Raw genomic sequence first — 21806 nt, forward strand, 5'->3', positions numbered from 1 at the left:
AAAGCGGAACCCGGTTGAAAGGGTTGGTTTGCTGGAGTTCGCGACGGCTTGACGAGTGCACGGATATCCCAGCCTTACGATTGAGCAAGCCTGCAAACCAGGGTGGAGCGGTCGGCGTTCATCCGAACCTAATGGCTCTTACTCTTCGGGCTGGAGCGTCGCAACCCGGCGGCGGCGATCAGGCGGAACATGCCGTAATTCGCGGAATCGAGCCGAAGCGGCCACCCGAAACTTTCCGTAAGTCTCCGGCTACGCCCCGCGCGACGAATGTCCACCGGGCCGCTTCGTCCCGCGCATGGCCCCGGGCCGAACGCGCACGAACCCGCTCCAGCCGGATGGGTTCCGCCTCAGTCGCCCCCGCGCGCCACGTCGCGCCCGTTGACCCGCGCCAGCGCGCCCTTCGCGTCATAGACATATGACGCCGTCTCGAAGAACGAGAACGGCACTTTCATCCCGACCGCCCGGGCGCGGAGGAAATTCACCGCGATGTCGGGCGGCGAGACGAGGCCGACCGGCAGCTCCGCCGCCGCGCGCCGCCCGGAAAGGATCTCCGCCCCGTAGACCGCCGCCAGCTGCGCGTTGGATTCGAAGCTCACCCCGATCGAGAGAAGCGCGCTCGCGGCCCCCTCCTGAACCACGTCGGGCACGACGGAGAGCACCGGCGCCCGGTCGCTATGCGCGTTGATTTCGGCGATCTCGGTGAAGACGCTGGTCGAGCCGGTGATCCAGAATAGGCTGTTCTCCAGCGTCGGGTCGGTCAGCCGCATCCGGGCCACCGCCGCGGGCGTCAGCGCCGCGAGCTCATCGCGGGCCTTCGCCGCGTCGGTCACCGCAACCTCGAACGCGTTGACGCCGGCCGCGCGCATCGCCGCCTCGATCGGCCGCGCCTGGGTCTCCACCGCGCTGGTGTTGCCGGCATCCACCAGGATCGCGAGGTTCTTCAACCCCGGCTTCAACTCGCGCAGGTATTCGACCTGCACGTCGATGCGGAGGTTGAGCGAGGTGAAGGCGATCGAATCGCCGCTCCCGGAGGTGTAATCCGGCATCTGGCCAAGCTGCACCGGGTCCTTCGCGCAGACCGTCACCACCGGCGTCCGAAGATCGCCGCGCAGCCCGTTGATCCACTCGACGGTTTCGGAGCCCATCGCGTAAACCAGCGCGTAGCCCTCGCGCGCCGCCTCCGCCAGCAGCGCGTCGCCGCGCGCCGGATCCTGCCTGAAATTCACCGCGACAAATTCGAGATCGAGCGCCCGGTTCGCGAATTCGTCGAGCAGCGTCGTCATGGCGACGTCATAGGCGCTGGAGCGGCGCGGATAGATCACCATCACCCGGCGCGCATCCGCCGAACCCGGCGCCTTCGGGCGGATCAGGATGCGGCCGTCCGCGTCGGGCGGCTCGACCCGCCACTCGGCCAGCGCGGCCGCGCCAAGGTCGAACCAGTCGGCGATTCGGTCCTGCGCGTCATCGCCTCCGCGCGCCGGCCCGGCGGCGACGATGAGGCAGGCGGCGAGCATGATCAGCGTCCGCATCTCACCCCTCCTCCGCTCTGCGCCGGCCCGGTCCGGGCGCGCCGAAAAGCAGCGTGAAAACCAGCAGCAGCCCGCCGATCCAGAGGAACGCCATCCCCCCGCCCCCAGCGGCGGTGAAGATCAGGCCGACAAGCACCGGGCCGGCGACATGGCCGATCCTCTCCATCAGCCGATAGATCGCGGTCGCCGCCGGGCGGCCAAGCTTCTCCGCCGCGTCGGTGTCGCCGATGTGAGAGACGATCGGCGCGTTGACGCAGCCATGGGCGAGCCCGGTGATGAAGACCCCGCCCGCCGCGATGGCGAACTCCACCGGCGGCGCCAGCCCCGCGAAGCTGCTTCCACCGATCATCGCCAGCCCGAGCGCGGAGCCGACGCCGCCGAGCATCAGGACGCCCCGGCTGTCCCCGGTCCGGTCGACATGGCGCGACGCCGCCCCCGTCGATAGCAGGACGCCCGAGGCGTAGAGCATAATGATCTGGCCGATATCCTCGGCCGTCCAGCCCTGATTGCTGAGAAAGAGCGGCGCGGCGAAGACGATCACGCCGGTCAGCACCGCTTTCGCCGGCGCGCCGACCAGAAGGAATGCGCGCATGAAACCGAAGCTGCCGATGGCGCGGGCGCCGTGGCGGAGAAGGCCGACGAAGCTGGCCGCTCCCTCGCCTTCCGGCGCGCCTCCCCGGATCAGACGCGCCGCGTAGAGCGCCAGCAGCAACGCCGCGAGAGACGAAAGCGCGAAAACTCCCTCCGCCGTCAGGTCGTCGACCAGGAGCGAGCCGATCGCCGCGCCGGAGATCATCCCGCCATTGAAGCCAATGACGATGATCGCCGTGGCGCGGGTCCGCTCGCGCGCCGACGCGTTGGCGAGAATGGCGCTCTGCACCCCGATCAGCAGCAGCCCTTGCCCGATTCCGGCCAGCGCCCGCGACGCGACCAGCGTCTGAAACTCCATCGTCAGCGCCGGCAGCGCGCCGGCGGCGGCGACCAGCACCGCGCCTGTCACCACCGGCGCGCGCGGCCCGCGTCGCTCCACCCACACGCTGGCCGGCAGCAGCGCGGCGACGAATGTCGCGAAATAGGCGGTGAAGGCCAGCGACGTCGCGCTCTGGCCCAGTCCCAGCGCCGCCGCCTCGTCGCGCAGAAGTTGCGGCAGAAATCCCGCCGAAAGGAAATCCGCGAAAATCGCGACGAAGAAGATCGGCCGCATCAGCGTCAGCATCCGCGCCCCCGCGCTCGTGGCCCCGCCGCCGAGCGAACGCGCGACATTGAGAAACACCGCCGCGAAAAACCCCGACGCGAGCAAGAGCGCCGCGAAATTCTTGACGCTCCGCCCGACCGCCTTCCAGACCACCTCCGCCGGGAGCGCGACGCCGACCTGAATCTCCTCGCCCGCCCCCGCGGGGTTTACTTTCACGATGAATTCATAGGCGCCCGGCGCCGCCCGCCAAGGCGCCCCCATCATCGCCGGATCGGTATGGACGGAGACCAAGCCGTCGCGCATCAGCCCGACGGCGGCGATATCACTGTTGCGCCGTTCATAATCCGCCAGCACCCGGTCCAGCCCGTCGACATCGTCCAGCGTCAGCCCGTAGTCGAGCAACGGTCGGATACGCTGCGCGAGTGAATCGGAGATCGCCTCGGCCTTCGCCTGCGCGCCTTCGGCGTAGAGCGAGACCAGACTGGCCGCGACCGCGGTCGCGGCGATGACGAAGACCAGCCCATAGACGCCGACGGTGCGCGCCGCGAGCCCGCCGCGCGCCGCACGCGGCGCGGCCCAGAAGGCGAAACCGCCGAACGCGAGGACAAGCCCGCCGGCCAGCGCGATCAGCGCCGGCAGCATCGCGTCGATCCGCGCATCGATGACGGCGCGGGCCATCGTCACCTCGAGTTGCCCGACCCGCTCGAAACGATTGCGCATCGCCAAAGCGACCTGCACCCAGCCGTCCTGCTGGCTCAGCGCGAAGCGCGCGTCCGCCTCCGGACCGGGCGGGCGGGGAACCGCCGCCTCACCGACGCTGAAGACCGCCGCCCCGTCCGCCCCCCGCACGACGATGGCGGCGACGGTCGGGTCGGCCACACGGATCGGCTCCGCGATGCGTCGGAAGCCGGGAAACTCCCCGACCGGCAGGCCGGCGCGCAAATGCCCGTCCATCGCGCTCTGCACGATCTCGCCTTGCGCCGCCAGCTTGTCGAAAATGAACTTCGGATAGGTCCGCTTCGCCTCGCCCCAGCCGACGAACACCAGAAGCGCGAGCGAGAGCGCCGCGACGAGACTCAGGAGCAGCGCGCTTCGCAACCTCGCGCCCATGCTCATCAGATCGGCCTCATCAGCGCCACCTCATCGGATCGTCCGCATCAGAGCAGCGCCGCGATATGCTGGACGACGGTCGGGCGGTGCCTGAGATAATGCCCGAGCCGGTCGAGAAGAAGCGAGAGCAGCAGATCCTCGTAGCACATGCCCTCTGCTTCCAGCCCGGCGCAGACCAGGCTGATCTTCTCGCCGTCCGGTCGCTTCAGATCCGGTTTCGGATTGGCTTCGAGGATCGAAAGCCGCCCGTCGGTATCGGCGCGGATGTCGAGCCGCACCAGCGCGCGCAACTGAAAATCGTCATGGACCCGGCGCGCCAGATCGACCAGCCCGGCATGGGCGGGGTCGTCCGCCGTCAAGAGCCGCACCCGGTCCGCGGTGATCGGCCGGATATCCATCGAGGTAAAGATCGGCTCGCCATCGTCGACCAGCCGCTCCAGCACCGAAAACGCGAACGGCGCTTTGAGCAACGACGGCGCCCCGTCCCGAACGACGAGCGGGCCGGAGATGGCGACGCAATATTCCGGCCCGCCCATGAACGTCTCGATCTGAACCTGATCGAGCGATTCGGCGTAGACCCGGTCGACGATCTCGGAAAGCCCGGCGCGATCGGGAACGAAGAACACGTTCTGCGAGGCTCGGCCGACGACCGGCTTGACCACATAGGCGCCCTGATGGCCCCCGAAGATCGCCTGAAAGCGCGGGTCGGTTTCCGGCTCCAGCCGCCCGCGCACGCCATCCCAGACCATGAAAGGCGGCGTGGGCAGCCCGACCGCCTGGCATTCGCGCTTGAATACATGTTTGGAATCAAGGGTCAGAGACAGAAGCGGACGATGGCCGATATAGGGCACCCCGCTCAGCTCCAGCATCGACGGCGTGTGCGCGATGGCGTCATAGCCCTGCACCCCGGCGGTGTTGAGCCAGGCGAGGTCGATCTCCTCCTCGCGCAGCCGTCCGGGCAGCGTCAGATCGTCCGGCAGCAGACTCACCCGCCGGAACCCGGCTTGCCGGAGACCGGCGGCGATGTCCTCCGCGACATATTTGTAGGATTTCTCGGAGCGGAGATTCCGGCCCTCATGGATCACCGCGCCCGGCTGCGTCCGGTCGCCGTTATAGATGACGCCGACATGCACGCGCTCTCTGATCCGGTCGAGCCCGGCGCAAAGGCGATCGAAATCCACCCGCCGCCGCGCCTGCACGTCCGCTTGTTGATTCATCGCCGACCCCCTCCGCGCATTTAACAGCCTTCCGGGCCAAACAACAAACGCTCAGGTTGCATGGCGCCTGCTCCACTATAGCTGCGGGTTAGGCTTTCAGACGGTAAACGCCGGCGATCTTCGTCGCCCCCCCCCGCCCCGAAATTCACTTCAGATCGACCCAGACCAGACGATGGTCGGAGCTCGCGTCGCCGCCCTCGCCGACCAGGTCGCGAAGCGGGTCGCCCTTCGGCGGCCAGAAGACCCCCGCCCCGGTCACGGTCCACGCTTTCGAAGGCAGGACGTAATCGACCCGCAAATTCCCCGGCCCGCCCGCATCGCGCCAGTCGGCGGTGTGCGTCGCCGGGTCGCCCGTTTTGCGCGGGCCGGGGGCCCTGGCGCCCCCCGCGCTCCGGGGCGCGGTGTCGCCGGTCAGCGCAAGAAGCGCAAGAAGCGCGCCGCGCCGCGCATCGCCATCCGCCGGATCGGCGTTGAGATCGCCGAGCACGACAAATCCCGCGTCCGGCGGCAGGCCGCCGGCGCGGCCGGAATCGTCCACCATCCAACCCGCGCCAGACGCGTAATCGACCCAGAACCGGACCTCGTCATGGTTGCGCCGCCCGTTGGCGTCCTCCGGCCCGTCGAAAACCGGCGGCGTCGGGTGCGACGCGAGCAGATGCAGGACGCGCCCGTCCGGCAGCGTCACCGGAACGTCCCAATGGCTCTTGGAGGAAAGCCGGAGCGTCGGGGCTGCGTCGCTGAAATGCGCCGTCGGCATCAGGTTGTCCGGCATCGCCGCCCAGAGCTGACGTTGAAAGGTGCGGATCGCGCCCTCGTCGAGCGGCGGGCGGGAAAGCACCGCCATACCGTATTGCCCCTCGAACCAGCCGAAACCGAAAGCGTCACGCGGGCCGTCCATCCGCCCGTCGCCGTCCAGATCGAAGCCGGAGGCGACGCCGGTGTTAACCGGCGCGGTGAAGAGATGCGGATAATAGATCCCCGCAGCGCCGCCCCGCCCTTCCTTCAGGAAATCGCGAAACAGCGCCGCCGCGACGCCGCGGCGGTCATGGTCGATCTCGTTGATCAGGATCACGTCGGGCCGGACGCGCTGGATGATCTCCGCCACCGCGGCGAGCTGCTCCGACCCGCCGAGCCGCAGCTCCTGCGCCAGTTGGCCCGGATGACGCCGGCTGAGAGCGGCGTTGAACGTCGCGACGCGGATGGCGCCTTCGACGGGCGGCCGCAGATCAGCCACCGCGCCGGGCGCCCAGAGCGTCAGCGCCGCCGCGAGCATCCGCGCCCGTCGCCATCCCTCGGGCAGAAGCTTCATCGCGCGCGTCCGGCGGCGCGTCCCGGCGGGGACTCAGGCGCCGGCGAGCCAGGGCTGGCGCTCGGCGCGCGCGGCCTCGAACGCGTCGATCGCCGACTCCTTCTCCATCGTCAGGCCGATATCGTCGAGACCGTTGATGAGACAGTGCTTGCGAAACGCATCCACATCGAAGGCGATCTCGCCGCCATCCGGCCCGGTGATGACCTGCCGCTCCAGATCGACAGTGACGACCGCGTTCGCCCCGCGCGAGGCGTCGTCGAGCAGCTTGTCGACCTCTTCCTGCGGCAAGGCGATCGGCAGAATGCCGTTCTTGAAGCAGTTGTTGAAGAAGATATCGGCGAAAGAGGGCGCGATCACGCAGCGGATGCCGAAGTCCAGCAGCGCCCAGGGCGCGTGTTCCCGGCTGGAGCCGCAGCCGAAATTATCGCCGGCGATAAGGATCTTCGCCTCGCGGTAGGCGGGCTTGTTCAGCACGAAATCCGGGTTCTCGGCCCCGTCGTCGGCATAGCGCATCTCGTCGAAAAGGTTCTTGCCGAGCCCGGTACGCTTGATCGTCTTCAGGAACTGCTTGGGGATAATCATGTCGGTGTCGATATTGATCAGCGGCAGCGGCGCCGCGACCCCGGTCAGCGTGGTGAACTTGTCCATTGGAAGTCCCTTTCAGATGCGCGGCCGGCGGCCCGTCATTTGCCGTCCGCGGCGGTGCGGATGAAGAATGCGAGAACGATCATCGCAAGACCGTCGAGGATCATCTCGATCCCCATCAGGATGCCGAGGAGAGACCCGGAAACGGCGGCGAAATTCGCGATGATGTAGAGCGCGAGCAGCACCGAAAGCCCGCCCGAGATCAACATCGACCAGAAGAGCGGCGTCGCCTTCATCCGATAGGCGAGGATCAGCCGCACGACCCCGCTCACGGCGAGGATGATGGTGACGATCGAGACCAGCGAGAGTATGCCGTGGAGCGGATTGACGAGAAACGAAAGCCCGAGGAACGCCGCCAGCGCGCCCAGCGCGATGGCGCTCACCTTGGACCAGAACCGCTCTTCACGGAACGCGACGACGATCTGAACGACGCCGATCAGCAGAAAGAGCACGCCGACGACCTGCTCGATGGCGAGCGAGGCCGCGAACGGGTTCGCCAGCACGAAAAGCCCGAATGCGACGGAAAGAACGCCGAGACCGAGCCATTTGTACCATTTACGCATTGTCGCCTCCGCTCGCGCGATACACCGGTTGATAGGCGGCGCCGGCGGCGCCTAACGCCCGCGACATGCGAACGACCGGGCGCGGCGAGATAAAGCACGGCGCATGCGGACGCGCAAGTTCGCCATTGCCAACAGACGGGCGAGAGGGACATCCTGTTCCGATTGTCAGAGGGATGTCATGCCGTCGAGATGGGTTCTGGCTGCGGCGTTCGTCGTCGCGCCGGCGAGCGCCGAGACGCCCTACCCGCAAAAGCACCCGCCCCGCGCCGAACGCGCCGGGCCGGTGAGCGCGGGGGCGAAGCTGGACGTGGTGAAAGCGCCTGCGGCCGCGGCGACGGTCGGCGCACGCAGCGGGGGCGGCGCGTCCGGCCGGGCCCAACCGCTTCATGCGAAGGACGGACGGAGCGACTATGGCTATTCGGGCGAGCGGCCGCGCGCGGCGCCAGTCGGGAGCGGCGAATGACGCGCCAGTCGCGCCGAGGCCCCGCAGCGACGGTCTTCGTCGCATCGTGATGAACTCGGGGGCCGGCGCTCCGGCCGGGGGCGGAACATGAGCTTCGCAAATTTCCTGCGCGTGGAGGCGCCCTGGCTCGGCGGCGGAGCGTTGATGGCGCTCTCCTCCAGCTTCGGCCAGACCTATTTCATCGCCATCTACGCCGGCGTCTGGCGCGCGGAATTCGGCCTCAGCCACGGCGAATGGGGCGCAATCTACATGACCGCGACCCTGGCTTCCGCCGCCGTGCTGACGCAGGCTGGGCGGCTCGCCGACGTGATGCCGGCGCGCCGGCTGGCGCTCATCGTTCTCTTCGGCTTCGCACTCGTCGCGATCGGCGTCTCCAACGCCCCCTCCTGGCAGGCGCTGGCGGCGCTGGTCTTCGGGCTCAGGTTCTGCGGTCAGGGCATGATGACCCATATCGCCATGACCTCGATGGGGAAGTGGTACCGCGCCCAGCGCGCGCGGGCTGTCGCCATCGCCACGCTCGGCACCGCCACCGGCGAGGCGGCGGCGCCCGCCATCGGTCTCGCGGTGATCGCGCTGATCGGCTGGCGGGCGAGCTGGTTGGTCATCGCCGCCGTGATCGTCCTCGTCATCGCGCCGCTCCTGGCGTTCCTTCTCCGGCGCGAGCGCGCGCCGCGTTCGGCCGGCGAGGCGGAATTCGCGCCGGGCATGGAGGGGCGGCACTGGACCCGCAGCGAGATGACGCGCCACTGGCTCTTCTGGGCGCTGATCCCGGGCCTGATCGGCCCCTCGTGGATCGGCACGGTGATCTTCTTCCAGACCGTCCATCTGGCCGAGATCAAGGACTGGGACCTCGTCGCCTACGCCGGGCTCGCCTTTCCGGTCTTCTCCGCCGTGGCGATCGGGTCCAGCTTCCTCTTCGGCTGGGCGGCCGACCGGTTCGGCGTCCTGCGGCTTCTGCCCGTCTTCCTTCTCGGGACCGGGTGCGGCGCGGTCCTGCTCGGGCTCGCCGCCTCGCTTCCCGCCGGGGTCGTCGCGCTCGGAGTTTCCGGGCTCGGCTCCGGCGGCACTTCGGTGGTGATGGGCGCGCTTTTCGCGGAGCTGTATGGCGCCCGCTGGCTCGGCTCGATCCGCTCGATCATCGCCGCAATCACCGTCCTCGCCTCGGCGCTCGGTCCGGGCGCAAGCGGCGCGATGCTCGACGCCGGGATCGGGATCGAGACGCAATGCCTGGTGATGGGCGCCTATCTTCTGGCGGTCAGCCTCTGGTTCGTCATCGTCTCGCGCCGGGCGCTGACGCTGACGACCCGCGCCTGAGCGGAACGAAAACGCCGGCGCGCGGGGGTGCGTTCCCCTCGCGCCGGCGCCCGTTCATCCGATCTCGCGCACGTCCGCCAGCCGCCCGGTCAGCGCCGCCGCCGCCGCCATCGCCGGGCTCATCAGGTGGGTCCGGCCGCCCTTGCCCTGCCGGCCCTCGAAATTGCGGTTCGAGGTGGAGGCGCAGCGCTCGCCTGCATCCAGCTTGTCGGCGTTCATCCCGAGGCACATCGAGCAGCCCGGCTCACGCCAGTCGAACCCGGCGGATTTGAGGATATCCGCGATCCCCTCCTCCTCCGCCATCGCCTTCACGAGGCCGGAGCCCGGAACGATCATCGCCCGAAGCCCGTCCTTCACACGCTTGCCTTCGACGATCTTCGCGACTTCACGCAGATCCTCGATCCGGCCATTGGTGCATGACCCGATGAAGACCGTGTCGACGACGACGTCGCGCAGCGGCGTGCCAGGCTTCAGACCCATGTATTCGAGGCTCCGCGCCGCCGCCGCCTGCTTGCCGGGATCGGCGAAGCTGGACGGGTCCGGCACCGAGGCGGTGATCGGCAGCACATCCTCCGGGCTGGTGCCCCAGGTGACGACGGGCGCGATGTCGCCGGCCTTCAGCACCAGCTCCTTGTCGAAATGCGCGCCCTCGTCGGAATAAAGCTCCTTCCACTCGGCCAGCGCCATTTCGAAAGCGGCGCCCTTGGGCGCATGCGGGCGTCCCTTGACGTAAGCGAAGGTCTTTTCGTCCGGCGCGATCAGCCCGGCGCGCGCGCCGCCCTCGATCGCCATGTTGCAGACCGTCATCCGCCCTTCCATGGAGAGCGCGCGGATCGCCTCGCCGCAATATTCGATGACATGGCCGGTACCGCCGGCGGTTCCGGTCGCGCCGATGACCGAAAGCGTGATGTCCTTCGCGGTGACGCCGGGCGGAAGCGCGCCGGTCACCTCCACCTTCATGTTCTTCGACTTGCGCGCGATCAGCGTCTGGGTCGCCAACACATGCTCCACCTCGGACGTGCCGATGCCATGCGCGAGCGCGCCGAAGGCGCCGTGGGTCGCGGTGTGGCTGTCGCCGCAGACGATGGTCATGCCCGGCAGCGTCCAACCCAGCTCAGGGCCGATGATGTGAACGATGCCCTGCCGGATATCGGTCAGGTCGTAATAGGTGATGCCGAACTCCTCGGCGTTCCTTTTCAGAAGCTCGACCTGGATGCGGCTCTCCTCGTCCGCGATGCCGGCGGCGCGGTCGCTCGTCGGGACGTTATGGTCCGGCACGGCGACCGTCATGCCGGGCTGGCGCACGGTGCGGCCGGTCATCCGCAGCCCCTCGAAGGCCTGCGGGCTGGTCACTTCATGGACGAGGTGACGATCGACATAGAGCAGGCAGGTGCCGTCCTCCCCTTCGTGGGCGAGATGGGCGTCCCAGATCTTGTCGTAGAGAGTTCTTGGCGCGGTGGACATGTGCGTGTCTCTTCCATTGGAATTCGATGCGGCTTGAATTCGGGGCGCGCGCGCCCGGCGGCGGCCCCTGCGGCTGGCCTATAGCGCAGCAGCGCGCGCCTTCAGCTCGGCGAAGAAACGCCAGGGCATGCGGGCCCGGTCGGCGATGTTCACGATCCGCTTCATCGCTGCGGTTTAGCTCCAAACCGGGGTGCGGGCAAGCCGTGTCGCGGCGCGGTCCGGGCGGTTTTCGGCGCCGGCGAACCACCTTCCGCGCCCGGCGCGGCGGATCGCGAACCCGCGCTAGCCGGCCACGCTGCGGATCACGATGGCGACGCCGGACGCGAACAGCAGACAAAGCACCACCCTGCGGAACGCCGCTTCACTGACCCCCGCATAGGTTCTGACGCCGATCCACGCGCCGAGCAGCGTCGTCGGGACGATCGCCGCGCCGATGAGCGCCACGTCGGCCCCGATCAGGCCGCCGGCCGCCATGCCGATCCCGGCGAGCGTGAGGATGATGAAATTGAACGGCTGATAGACCGCCCGCTGCGCCACGCTCGGCCCGCCGCGCAACTGCAGCCAGATGACCGGCGCCGGCCCGGAAAGGCCGGAGAACCCGCCGAGAAACCCACCCGCGAGCCCGATGAACGCATCCGCCGCCCGTCCGCCCCAGGCGCCGATCGTCGCGCGCCCGGCTCCGGCCAGTTGCCAGGCGGCGTAGGCGACGAGGAAAATTCCGACCGACAGCCGCAGGCTCGACGGCGAAGCGACGGTCAGCGCATAGACGCCAAGCGGAATCCCCAGCACCCCGCCGCCGAGATAGGGCGCCGCCCGGCGCCACTCGAACGCCGCCCGGACCGAGAAGAAACCTACCGTATGCCCGGCGACGGCCGCGACCACCACCAGGGGCGGCACCATCGCCGCCGGCAGCGCGAAGAACCAGAAACCGGCGGCGACCAGCGCCGCGCCGAAGCCCGCGAAGCCGGTCGTGAACCCCGCCGCCAGCGCGCCGCCGAGCACGACGCCCCAGCCGATCGGGTCCAGCGCGATATCAAACATGCGATGCGGCCCCTCCAAACCGGCCCGCGCCGCGCGGCGCCCTCGGCTCCGCGCCCGCTTGCCGCCCGGGCGCCGCCATGTCAATCGCACCGCGCCGCGGCGTCACGTCTCCACGTCCCGGTCGATCTTCAGACGCCGCGCCGTCAGGACGAGTGCGCCGAAACAGAGGGCGCCGCCTAGGATGCACCAGCCGAGCACCCGCCGGATGTCCGCGTAAGCCATCTCGCCCTCGCCGGATGTCGAAAGCGACGCCAGGAACAGCGTCGCCGCGAAAAGCAACCGGCCGCAGAAACTCTGGAGCGAGATATAGGTCGCCCGGCTCTCATTGCTCAGCATCGGCTGGATCCGCGCCATGATGAACGGCCGCGAAAGCGAATCCGGAACCATGCGCAGAAACAGAAACGCGATGGCCACCGCCGAATCGGTCAATGCGAGCACGCCGCAAAGGCCGATCTGCATCGCGAACGCGAGAAGCAAAAGCGCCGGCAGGCCCAGCCGCCGCCGAAGCTTCGGCGCGAATAGCGAAGTGGCTACGGAAAACATCATCATCAGCGCCGAGACAAGCCCGCTGACAAGCCCCGCCTCCCCCGCCAGCGCCGAGCCCTCAAGCGCCTCGAGAATGAAGGGTTGGCCGAAGGCGAAGGGAATATGACTGAACATATACATCAATATGCTGAGCATGAAGAGCCAGATCAGCACCGGCGAGGTCAGGACGGATTGCAACGAACCGAACCGCAGGATCTCCGCCCCTTCCGCAAAATCGACGCCGGCCCGCGGCGGCTCGGTGAACCGGAGCGCGATGACCAGCGCCGCAATGAACGCCGCCCCGCCGGCGAGAAACGGCAGCGCCGGGAAGCGCAGCGCGATCGCGCCGCCGGCGACCGCCGAAAGCGCGAGCGCGCAGAAGGAGAACCGCCAGGCCCGCACTTCCTGCCGCTCGATCTCCGCCCGCCGCCCCGCCGCCGTCAGGGATTCATAGAGGAGAGCGCTGTCGGTCCCGGAGGCGAGGGCGGCGCTCGCCCCGAGCAACGCCTGTCCGAGCGCGAACACCTCGAAGCTCCCGCCCAGCGCCAGCAGCATCGCCGCGCCAAACCCGGCCGCGGCGGAGGCGCAGAGCGTGAACCGCCGCCCGAGCCGGTCGGACATGTAGCCGGAGGGAACTTCGAGCGCTGTCGTGCCGATATCGTAGATCGCATAGAGGAGTATGGCGTCCGAAGCCGAGAGCGTGTTCTGGAAATAGAGGAACCAGATCGCCTGCCAGAAGACGAGGCCCTGACAGAATCTGAACCAGGGATAGACTGCGATGTTCTTCGCCATGCCGGACATGCGTCGCGTCACTCCGCCCTCGCACTCTCACCCCCGATCAGTGCGGCTCCCGCCCCTTTTTCCGGCCGCGTCGGAACACGCAATTTATAATTTCTTATATATATCAAATTCTTGACCCCCTTATCGCGTGCGATAACGCACCGGTCAAACGGCCTCCAGCCATTGCTCCGAGCGCATCTCCGCAAGCCGCGACGCGGTGCGTTCAAACTCGAACGCGCCTGTCCCTTCGGGATAGAGCGCCTCCGGCTCGGCCGCGGCCGAACAGATCAGCCGCGCCTTCGCCTCGTAGAGCGCGTCGATCAGGGTGACGAAACGCTTCGCTTCGTTCGCATTCGCGAGGCCGAGCCGCGGCACGCGGTCCAGCATCAGCGTCCGCACCTCCGCCGCTATGGCGAGGTAATCGCCCGGCCCGAGCGGGCGGGCGCAAAGATCGGCGAAGCTCCCCCTTCCGACGCCGGCGTGAAAGCATGGAACGACAACTTCCCGCCCGTTCACCTCCAGCGTCAGCGGTTCGCCCTCACGCCCGCCGGTCAACTCGTCCCATGTCGCGTCCATCGCCGCGTCCGCGTCCGGCCCGAGCGGCGTGTGATAGACTTCCCGCCCCCGCAGACGGGACTGGCGGTAATCAGTCGGGCTTTCGAGGAGATGAAGGTCCAGCTTCTCCTTCAGCATTGCGATGAAGGGGAGGAAGATCTGCCGGTTCAGCCCGTTCTTGTAGAGATCGTCCGGTGGCCGGTTGGAGGTGGCGACGATCACCGTGCCGCGCTTGAAGAGCTTCTCGAAAAGCCGCCCGACGATCATTGCGTCGGTGATGTCGGTGATCTGCATCTCGTCAAAGCAGAGCAGCACCGTATCCCGCGAGATCGCCTTTGCCACGGTCTTGATCGGGTCGTCGTCGCCCGCCTGCCGGGCGTTGTGGATTCCGCGATGCGCCTCCTGCATGAAGGCGTGGAAATGGACGCGGCGCTTCTTCTCGACCGGCGCGGCGTCGAAAAAGAGATCCATCAGCATCGACTTGCCGCGCCCGACGCCGCCATAGATGTAGAGGCCGTTCAGATCGGCGTCCTTCTTCGCCCCCTCGCGCCCCCAGCCGAAGAACCCGCGCGCGACGCGCTTGCCTTTCCAGGGGTCGTAATCCTTCAGCCGATTGTGGAGGAGCTGCAGTTTCTCAAGCGCCAGGCGCTGCGCGACATCATCCTCGAGCGCGCCCGAAGCGATCATTTCGCGGTAGCGCGCGAGCGGCCCGTCCGACATGAAACCCCCCTTTTTCCGGCCCAGATATGCGCCGATCCGGCGGGGCGAGGCAAGTCGCGCGCCCGACATCAGAATTCGTGATCCGAAGCGCAACGAGAACACGGTTGACGGATCGGGTTTCCCAACCGAACACATGGGCTCCGCCGCAGGAGAGCCTCATGGCCGCCTCTCGTCTTTTCACGCCTGTGCTGATCGCGGCCTCCGCGATCATCATCGTCAGCTTCGCCGTCCGGGCGTCATTCGGGGTCTTTCAGCTTCCGGTCGCGAACGAATTCGGCTGGCCGCGGATCGAGTTTTCCCTCGCCATCGCGATTCAGAACCTCGCATGGGGGATCGGCCAGCCGCTCTTCGCCGCGTTCGCGGAGCGCTATGGCGACCGGCTGGCGCTGCTGCTCGGCGCCCTGACCTATTGCGCTGGGATGGTTCTCTCCGCCTTCGCTACGACGCCGGAGGCGCATCAGGCGCTCGCCTGGCTCGTCGGCTTCGGCATCGCCGGCACCGGGTTCGGCGTCATTCTCGGCGTCGTCGGGCGCGCGGCGACGGCGGAACGACGCTCATTCGCGCTCGGCGTCGCCACCGCCGCCGGCTCTGTCGGCCAGATGATCGGCCCGCCGATCGCCGCCGCGCTGCTGGTCGACCTGCATTGGTCGCAGGTCTTCATTGTCTTCGGCGTCGCCGTCCTCGCGGTGATGGCCGTCCTCCCGTTCATCAGGGAAACCGGCGCCGCCACGAATGAGGAAGCGAAGGAGACGATGCGCGCGCTGCTCGGCCGCGCGGTCCGCGACCCGTCATTCACGCTGATCTTCCTCGGCTTCTTCTCGTGCGGCTATCAGCTCGCCTTCATCACCGCGCATTTTCCGGCGATGGTGACCGAGCTTTGCGGCCCGGTCGCGCCGGGAAGCATCATCTCCGGACTCGGCGTCACCACGACCGCGCAGCTCGGCGCCTGGGCGATCGGCCTGATCGGCCTGGCGAATATCGGTGGAACCCTGCTCGCCGGGCGGCTCGGGCAACGCTGGTCGAAGAAATATCTTCTCGCCGTGATCTACACCGGGCGCACGATCGTGGCGGCGGTGTTCATCCTAGCGCCGATCACGCCGGAAAGCGTGCTGATCTTCTCCGTCGTGATGGGCGCGCTCTGGCTCGCGACCGTGCCGCTGACCTCAGGGCTGATCGCGCAGATCTATGGCATCCGCTACATGGGCACGCTCTTCGGCGTCGTCTTTCTCAGCCATCAGATCGGCGGCTTCATGGGCGTCTGGCTCGGCGGCGCGATGTATGACGCCTATGGCGGCTATGAGCTGGTCTGGTGGATCGGCGTCGGAGTCGGCGCCTTTTCGGCTCTCGTCCATCTGCCGATCCGCGAGCGGCCGATGCGGGCCGCGCTCGCAGCCTAGAAGCGCTCCAACGCCGGCCGAAGCTCCACCTCCCAGGACCAGCAGGAAGGATGCTGATCGAGGAGATTGAGATATTCGGAGGCGATGGCGTCCGGGTCGAGCCTCGAATCCGGAGTGTCCGCCGGCCCCTCGCGATCCGGCCGATTCGGGTTCCCGATGCCGCCGTCGATCACGAAATGACCGACATGCACGCCCTTCGGATGCAGCTCCCGCGCCAGGCTCTGCGCGAGCCCGCGCAGCGCGAACTTTCCCATCGCGAAGGCGGCGGAGCCGGCGAAACCCTTCACCCCAGCCGTCGCGCCGGTCAGCAGGATCGCCCCCTTGCCGACGGGAACCATGCGGCGCGCAGCCTCCTGAGCGGCATGAAAGGCGCCGAGCGCAGTGACCGCGACCGCCGCCTCGACCGCCGCGCCGTCGATCTCCGTGATCGGGCCGGATACGCGCGCGGAGGGGTTGTAGACCACGACATCCGGCGCGCCCCTCATATCCACGATCTCGAAGAGCCGCCGGATATCCGCCGCCTGCGCGGCGTCGCAGCGATGGGTCGCCGCGCCGGTCTCGTCCGCGAGCGGCGTCAGATCCCCGGTCGAGCGCGCAGCCAGCACGACGCTCATCCCCCGGGACGCGAAGCGGCGGGCGAGCGAAGCGGAAAGCCCGGCGCCGGCGCCGATGATAAGCGCGCGTTCATATGTCATGATCTGCGTCTCCTCGACATGATCTGCGTCTCCTCGATTGGCATAGAGTCGGCGTTCCGAGCGGCAATAATTGACACTAGCGCACCGCGGGGCTAAGTCCCGCGCGAATTCTCCGGAAGCCGCATTGCTTCCGGTCCCTGCGCGAGCGCGGGGATCGCCCCCGGTCAGCGCGTCGCGCCCGCCGGGGCGCAGGTGGTTTTCGCGGCGACGCGGGCGAGAGACGGAAGGGAGACGCGAAATGTTCGAAGGACTGTCCGAACGCCTTTCCGGCGTGTTCGACCGACTGACCCGACAGGGCGCGCTTTCCGAGGCCGACGTCGCGACTGCGCTCCGCGAGGTCCGCGTCGCGCTGCTGGAGGCTGACGTTTCGCTGCCCGTCGCGCGGGATTTCATCGCGAAGGTTCAGGAAAAGGCGACCGGCCAGGCGGTGACGAAATCCGTCACCCCGGGCCAGCAGGTGGTGAAGATCGTCAATGACGAGCTGACCGCGATGCTGGCCGGGGACGACGCCGAGGCCGGACGGCTCCGCGTCGACAGCCCGCCGGCGCCGATCCTGATGGTCGGGCTTCAGGGCTCCGGCAAGACGACGACGACCGCGAAGATCGCGAAGCGCCTGACGGAGCGCGAAGGCAAGCGCGTCCTGATGGCCTCGCTCGACGTCAATCGCCCGGCGGCGATGGAGCAGCTCGGCATCCTCGGCATGCGGACCGGCGTCGACGTGCTGCCGATCGTCAAGGGCCAGGACCCGATCGCCATCGCCCGCCGCGCAAAGCAGCAGGCGACGATGGGCGGCTATGACGTCTATCTTCTCGACACCGCCGGCCGGCTCCATATCGATCAGGAGCTGATGGCGCAGGTCGAATCCGTCCGCGATGTCGCGAAACCGCATGAGACGCTGCTGGTCGTCGACGGGCTGACCGGGCAGGACGCGGTCAACGTCGCGACCGAGTTCGACGGCCGCATCGGCGTCACCGGCGTCGTCCTCACGCGCATGGACGGCGACGGGCGCGGCGGCGCCGCGCTCTCGATGCGGGCGGTGACCGGCAAGCCGATCAAGTTCGTCGCCACCGGCGAGAAGCTCGACGCGCTCGAGGAGTTCCACCCGGCGCGGATCGCCGGACGCATCCTCGGCATGGGCGACGTCGTCTCCCTCGTCGAGAAGGCGCAGGAAACGATCGAAGCCGAACAGGCCGAGCGCATGATGAAGCGGTTCCAGAAGGGCCGCTTCGACATGAACGACCTCGCCGCCCAGCTTCAGCAGATGCAGAAGATGGGCGGCATGCAGGGCGTGATGGGCATGCTGCCGGGCATGGGCAAGCTCTCCAAGCAGATGGAGGAGGCGAATTTCGACGACAAGGTCATTCGCCGCCAGGTCGCCCTTATCCAGTCGATGACGAAGAAGGAGCGCGCCAATCCCGCACTCCTTCAGGCCAGCCGCAAGAAACGCATCGCCGCCGGCGCCGGTCTCGAGGTGCCGGAGCTGAACCGGCTGCTGAAAATGCACCGACAGATGGCCGACATGATGAAGAAAATGGGAAAGATGGGAAAGAAAGGCATGCTGCGCGGTGGTCTCTCCCAGATGTTCGGCAAGGGTGGCATGAACCCGGCGATGATGGGCGGCCCGCCCGGCGCGGCCGCGCCCAAGGGCCTGCCGGGCGGCGGACTGCCCGGCCTTGGCGGCGGCGCGCTGCCGCCGGGCCTTTCCGGCTTCGGGAAGAAGAAATGACGCCGCGCGCCATCATCGATTCCCGTCACCCCGCGCAGGAGGCTGTCCGATGAACGACGAAACCGCGCGCGCGGAGATGCTTCTGGCGAAGGAGCGGCATCATATCGACAATCTCGACGCCATCCTCGTCTACACGCTCGCCGAACGATTCAAGGCGACGCAGGCGGTCGGCAGGCTGAAGGCGGAGCATGAACTGCCGCCCTCCGACCCGGCGCGCGAGGAGCGGCAGATCAAGAGATTGCGGAAACTGGCGCTCGACGCCGATCTCGACCCGGTTTTCGCCGAGACGTTCCTGAACTTCATCATATCCGAAGTCATCAGGCATCACGAAAGCATGAAGAAATAGGGGCGGACGCCCCCAGCCATGAACAGGAGAATTTCGAATGGCGGTTAAGATCAGACTGGCCCGCGGCGGCTCCAAGAAGCGGCCTTTTTACAGCATCGTCTCGGCCGACAGCCGGCAGCCGCGCGACGGCCGCTTCATGGAGAAACTCGGCACCTACAACCCGCTCCTGCCGAAGGATGACGAGAACCGGGTGAAGATGAATGTCGAGCGGATCATGGAGCTGATCGGTCTCGGCGCGCAGCCGACCGACCGGGTGCGCCGCTTCCTCGAAGCCGCCGGCGCGATGGAGAAGAAGGCGCGCTCGAACCCGGAGAAGGCGAAGCCCGGCCAGAAGGCGCTGGAGCGCGCCGAGGCGAAGAAGGAAAAGGAAGCCGCAGCGGCCGCACCCGCCGAAGCTCCGGCGGAAGCCGCCGAAGAGGCGGCGGCGGAGTAGGCGCAGCGGCGCCGCCCTTCGGGGAGCGCGGACCATGAGCGACGCCAGGGAAAATCTGATCTGCGTCGGCGCCATCGCCGGCGCATATGGCGTGCGTGGCGAGGCGCGGATCAAGTCCTTCTGCGCCGAGCCGGCGGATATCGCGCGCTATGCGCCGCTTCTCGACGAGAGCGGCAGGCGGAGTTTCACGTTGCGCATCACCGGCGCGGTCTCCGGCGGCTTCTCGGCGCGTCTTGGCGGCGTCGCCACCCGAGAGGCGGCGGAAGCGCTAAAGGGCCTCCGCCTCCACATCCCGCGGGACCGGATGCCGACGCTGCCGGACGACGAATTCTACCACGCCGACCTGATCGGGCTGGAGGCGGTCGACGCCGGCGGCGCGCCGCTCGGCCGGATTCAGGCGGTCGAGGATTTCGGGGCCGGCGACTTTCTTGAGATCGCGAGTCCCTGCGGCGCGCCGCTCCTCGTTCCTTTCACCCGCAACGCCGTGCCGACGGTGGATCTCGCCGCGCGACGCGTCATCGTCGATCCGCCGGAAGACGTGTCGGAAGACGGGGCGAAAGATGATGCGGAGACCGGTCGATGAGCGCTCCCGGTCGCTCGCATGGCCGGATCGCGCCCCGGGCGTCTCTCGAACCCCGCTCGTTGATGGAGGGCGAGGAGATTTCCGGCGCCTGGACCGCGCGCGTCCTCACGCTTTTCCCCGAGATGTTCCCAGGTCCGCTCGGCGTTTCGCTTCTCGGACAGGCGTTGAAGCGCGGGCTCTGGAACCTCTCCGCCATCGATATTCGCAGCTTCGCCAGCGACCGGCATCGGACGGTGGACGCCCCGCCGGCGGGCGGTGGGCCCGGCATGGTGATGCGCGCCGACATCGCCGCCGCCGCGATCGACGAAGCGATGCGCGGCGCTCCCCGCGACCGCGCGCGCTGGCCGCTGATTCACCTCTCGCCGCGCGGCGCGCGCTTCGATCAGGCCATGGCGAAGCGATTCGCGACCTGCGAAGGGCTCACGCTGCTTTGCGGCCGGTTCGAGGGGCTGGACCAGCGCGTTCTTGACGCGCGAGGCGTCGATGAGGTCTCCCTTGGAGATTTCGTCATGACAGGCGGCGAAATCGCCGCAATGGCGTTGATTGACGCGACGGTTCGGCTTATACCCCGCGTCCTCGGCAACGCCGCCAGCGTGGCGGAGGAAAGTTTCGCGGACGGCCTTCTGGAGGCGCCGCATTATACGAAACCTCCGCTCTGGGAGGGGCGCGAGATACCGGAGGTTCTCCTCTCCGGCCATCACGCCCGGATCGCCGCATGGCGCGCCGCGAGGAGCGAGGAGTTGACGAAGGAACGACGTCCCGATCTCTGGCGGGCGCATCTTGCGAAATCTGGCGATTTCGAAAGCGCTGCGGACCCGGTGGATGACGAAGAGCTCTCGGACGCGCACACCACCGCCGGAAAAGGCGGGTCAGAGAAGGACTGAGACGATGAACCTGCTGCAAGAGCTCGAAGCCGAGCACATCGCCGAGCTTGGCAAGGATATTCCGGATTTCGCGCCGGGCGACACCATCCGCGTCGGCGTGAAGGTGACCGAGGGCACGCGCCACCGGGTCCAGAACTACGAGGGCGTCTGCATCGGCCGCAAGGGCGGCTCGACGCTTGGCGCGTCCTTCACGGTGCGGAAGATCAGCTTCGGCGAAGGCGTCGAGCGCGTCTTCCCGCTGCACTCGCCGGCGATCGACGCGATCACCGTCGTGCGGCGCGGCAAGGTGCGGCGCGCGAAGCTCTACTACCTCCGCGAGCGGCGCGGGAAATCGGCTCGTATCGTCGAAAAGACGAACTACCGCGCGCCGAAGGCCGCCGCCGAATAAGGGATGGTCGGCGCATCGCGCCTGCTGATGAAATCGTGATCGCCCCGGTCGAAAGGCCGGGGCATTCTCGTTTCATGATGTTCCTTCCCTTCCTCGCCCTCTTCTTTCTTTTCGCCGGCGCCGGCGGCTCCAACGCCTGCGGGACGGTCGCGGAGCCGTGCGAGGCCGGCGGCGGCGCCTATGTCGTCGAGATCCCCGCCGCGCCGCCGCCCCATCAGGCAATCGTCTTTCTTCATGGCTACGGCGGGACCGGCGCCGGCGTTCTCAGAAACCGCACCATGATCGAGGCCGCGCTGGCGCGCGGCTACGCGGTCGTCGCCCCGCAGGGCGCGCCACGGCGCGAGGGCGTCGCCGGCGGCGCCTGGAATAGTTTCGCGTCACCGGAGCGGCGGGACGATATCGCGTTCATCAAGGCCGTGGCGGAGGATTCCGCGGCGCGCTTCGGCCTGGACCGGGGGAAGATGCTGCTCGCCGGTTTTTCCGGCGGCGGCATGATGTCGTGGCGCGTGGCGTGCGACGCGCCGGAGAGCTTCGACGCCTATGCGCCAATCGCCGGCCTTCTCTGGCGCCCGCTGCCCACCGCCTGCGGGGGACCAGTCAGGATGCTGCATGTCCACGGCTGGGCGGACCCGGTCGTGCCGCTCGAAGGGCGCGCGGTCGCCGGCGGCCGGATCACGCAGGGCGATCTCTTCGCCGGGCTGGACCTGATGCGCGCCGCGCTTGGCTGCGCCCGCGACGAGCCTGACGGATACGGCGCGCGCGGCGCCTACCTGCTCCGCCGCTGGACCGACTGCGCGCCGGGCGCGAATCTGGAACTCGCTCTCCATCCCGCTGGTCACCGAATTCCGTCGGGCTGGGCCTCACTGGCGCTCAACTGGTTCGAAACGCGCCCCGAGAACGACTGAATAGCGAAGTTGGGAACCG

The 21806-nt window shown here is 68.2% G+C and carries 21 protein-coding genes; 10 read left to right on the top strand and 11 right to left on the bottom strand.

Annotated features, from left to right (window positions below):
- Positions 1-347: 347 nt before the first annotated feature.
- The 6 genes from G5B40_RS08080 to G5B40_RS08105 all read right to left on the bottom strand — a co-directional run bounded on the left by G5B40_RS08080 (position 348) and on the right by G5B40_RS08105 (position 7568).
- The gene (locus G5B40_RS08080) at positions 348-1529 is read right to left on the bottom strand and encodes an ABC transporter substrate binding protein (protein ID WP_165097305.1); all 1182 of its coding nucleotides are present in this window, start codon (positions 1527-1529) and stop codon (positions 348-350) included.
- Position 1530: 1 nt separating this feature from the next.
- The gene (locus G5B40_RS08085; protein ID WP_165097308.1) at positions 1531-3840 is read right to left on the bottom strand and encodes an MFS transporter; all 2310 of its coding nucleotides are present in this window, start codon (positions 3838-3840) and stop codon (positions 1531-1533) included.
- 41 nt (positions 3841-3881) lie between these two features.
- Positions 3882-5051 carry a D-alanine--D-alanine ligase family protein gene (locus G5B40_RS08090; RefSeq protein ID WP_211907433.1) on the bottom strand — a complete coding sequence of 390 codons (1170 nt, stop codon included), beginning with the start codon at positions 5049-5051 and terminating at the stop codon, positions 3882-3884.
- 145 nt (positions 5052-5196) lie between these two features.
- A complete protein-coding gene (locus tag G5B40_RS08095; RefSeq protein WP_165097311.1) occupies positions 5197-6360 on the bottom strand; it encodes an endonuclease/exonuclease/phosphatase family protein in 1164 nt (387 codons plus the stop codon).
- A 33-nt stretch (positions 6361-6393) separates the two neighbouring features.
- Complete coding sequence (leuD, locus tag G5B40_RS08100) at positions 6394-7008, bottom strand: 3-isopropylmalate dehydratase small subunit (RefSeq protein ID WP_165097313.1); 615 nt, start codon at positions 7006-7008, stop codon at positions 6394-6396.
- Between the two features lie 35 nt (positions 7009-7043).
- A complete protein-coding gene (locus G5B40_RS08105; RefSeq protein WP_165097315.1) occupies positions 7044-7568 on the bottom strand; it encodes an HdeD family acid-resistance protein in 525 nt (174 codons plus the stop codon).
- A 178-nt stretch (positions 7569-7746) separates the two neighbouring features.
- Between G5B40_RS08105 and G5B40_RS08110 the strand changes: the two genes are divergently transcribed.
- A complete protein-coding gene (locus tag G5B40_RS08110) occupies positions 7747-8031 on the top strand; it encodes a hypothetical protein (protein ID WP_165097317.1) in 285 nt (94 codons plus the stop codon).
- Between the two features lie 87 nt (positions 8032-8118).
- Positions 8119-9345, top strand: a complete 1227-nt coding sequence (locus G5B40_RS08115; RefSeq protein ID WP_165097320.1) for an MFS transporter — start codon at positions 8119-8121, stop codon at positions 9343-9345.
- Between the two features lie 54 nt (positions 9346-9399).
- Here G5B40_RS08115 and leuC read toward each other — a convergent pair whose 3' ends face one another.
- From leuC to zapE, 4 genes are all read right to left on the bottom strand, one after another.
- Complete coding sequence (gene leuC, locus G5B40_RS08120; protein WP_165097322.1) at positions 9400-10809, bottom strand: 3-isopropylmalate dehydratase large subunit; 1410 nt, start codon at positions 10807-10809, stop codon at positions 9400-9402.
- Between the two features lie 282 nt (positions 10810-11091).
- On the bottom strand, positions 11092-11850 hold the full coding sequence (locus G5B40_RS08125) for a sulfite exporter TauE/SafE family protein (protein ID WP_165097324.1): 759 nt from the start codon (positions 11848-11850) through the stop codon (positions 11092-11094).
- Positions 11851-11952: 102 nt separating this feature from the next.
- On the bottom strand, positions 11953-13188 hold the full coding sequence (locus G5B40_RS08130; RefSeq protein ID WP_246209762.1) for an MFS transporter: 1236 nt from the start codon (positions 13186-13188) through the stop codon (positions 11953-11955).
- Between the two features lie 132 nt (positions 13189-13320).
- Positions 13321-14430, bottom strand: coding sequence for a cell division protein ZapE (zapE, locus tag G5B40_RS08135; protein ID WP_165097326.1), 1110 nt, complete (start codon positions 14428-14430; stop codon positions 13321-13323).
- 158 nt (positions 14431-14588) lie between these two features.
- On the opposite strand from zapE, the gene G5B40_RS08140 reads away from it, so the two are divergent.
- Positions 14589-15827 carry an MFS transporter gene (locus G5B40_RS08140; protein ID WP_165097328.1) on the top strand — a complete coding sequence of 413 codons (1239 nt, stop codon included), beginning with the start codon at positions 14589-14591 and terminating at the stop codon, positions 15825-15827.
- On the opposite strand, the gene G5B40_RS08145 is transcribed toward G5B40_RS08140, so the two are convergent.
- Positions 15824-16522, bottom strand: a complete 699-nt coding sequence (locus G5B40_RS08145; RefSeq protein ID WP_165097330.1) for an SDR family NAD(P)-dependent oxidoreductase — start codon at positions 16520-16522, stop codon at positions 15824-15826. The genes G5B40_RS08140 and G5B40_RS08145 overlap by 4 nt on opposite strands.
- A 238-nt stretch (positions 16523-16760) precedes the next feature.
- Here G5B40_RS08145 and ffh point away from each other — a divergent pair, with 238 nt between their 5' ends.
- The 7 genes from ffh to G5B40_RS08180 all read left to right on the top strand — a co-directional run bounded on the left by ffh (position 16761) and on the right by G5B40_RS08180 (position 21787).
- Positions 16761-18248 carry a signal recognition particle protein gene (gene ffh / locus G5B40_RS08150; RefSeq protein ID WP_165097332.1) on the top strand — a complete coding sequence of 496 codons (1488 nt, stop codon included), beginning with the start codon at positions 16761-16763 and terminating at the stop codon, positions 18246-18248.
- Positions 18249-18297: 49 nt separating this feature from the next.
- Positions 18298-18594, top strand: coding sequence for a chorismate mutase (locus G5B40_RS08155; protein ID WP_165097334.1), 297 nt, complete (start codon positions 18298-18300; stop codon positions 18592-18594).
- A gap of 37 nt (positions 18595-18631) precedes the next feature.
- Positions 18632-19027 (top strand): 30S ribosomal protein S16, encoded by a 396-nt coding sequence (gene rpsP, locus G5B40_RS08160; protein WP_165097336.1) that lies wholly within the window; start codon positions 18632-18634, stop codon positions 19025-19027.
- Between the two features lie 34 nt (positions 19028-19061).
- A complete protein-coding gene (gene rimM / locus G5B40_RS08165; protein ID WP_165097338.1) occupies positions 19062-19610 on the top strand; it encodes a ribosome maturation factor RimM in 549 nt (182 codons plus the stop codon).
- On the top strand, positions 19607-20494 hold the full coding sequence (gene trmD, locus G5B40_RS08170) for a tRNA (guanosine(37)-N1)-methyltransferase TrmD (protein ID WP_165097340.1): 888 nt from the start codon (positions 19607-19609) through the stop codon (positions 20492-20494). Before rimM ends, trmD begins: the two co-directional genes overlap by 4 nt.
- 4 nt (positions 20495-20498) lie before the next feature.
- Positions 20499-20882: a 50S ribosomal protein L19 gene (gene rplS, locus G5B40_RS08175; protein ID WP_165097342.1), complete on the top strand. Its 384-nt coding sequence runs from the start codon at positions 20499-20501 to the stop codon at positions 20880-20882.
- A gap of 74 nt (positions 20883-20956) precedes the next feature.
- Positions 20957-21787: a CE1 family esterase gene (locus tag G5B40_RS08180; RefSeq protein WP_165097344.1), complete on the top strand. Its 831-nt coding sequence runs from the start codon at positions 20957-20959 to the stop codon at positions 21785-21787.
- Positions 21788-21806 lie beyond the last annotated feature (19 nt).

The sequence above is a fragment of the Pikeienuella piscinae genome, from assembly GCF_011044155.1.
Lineage (GTDB): Bacteria > Pseudomonadota > Alphaproteobacteria > Rhodobacterales > Rhodobacteraceae > Pikeienuella > Pikeienuella piscinae.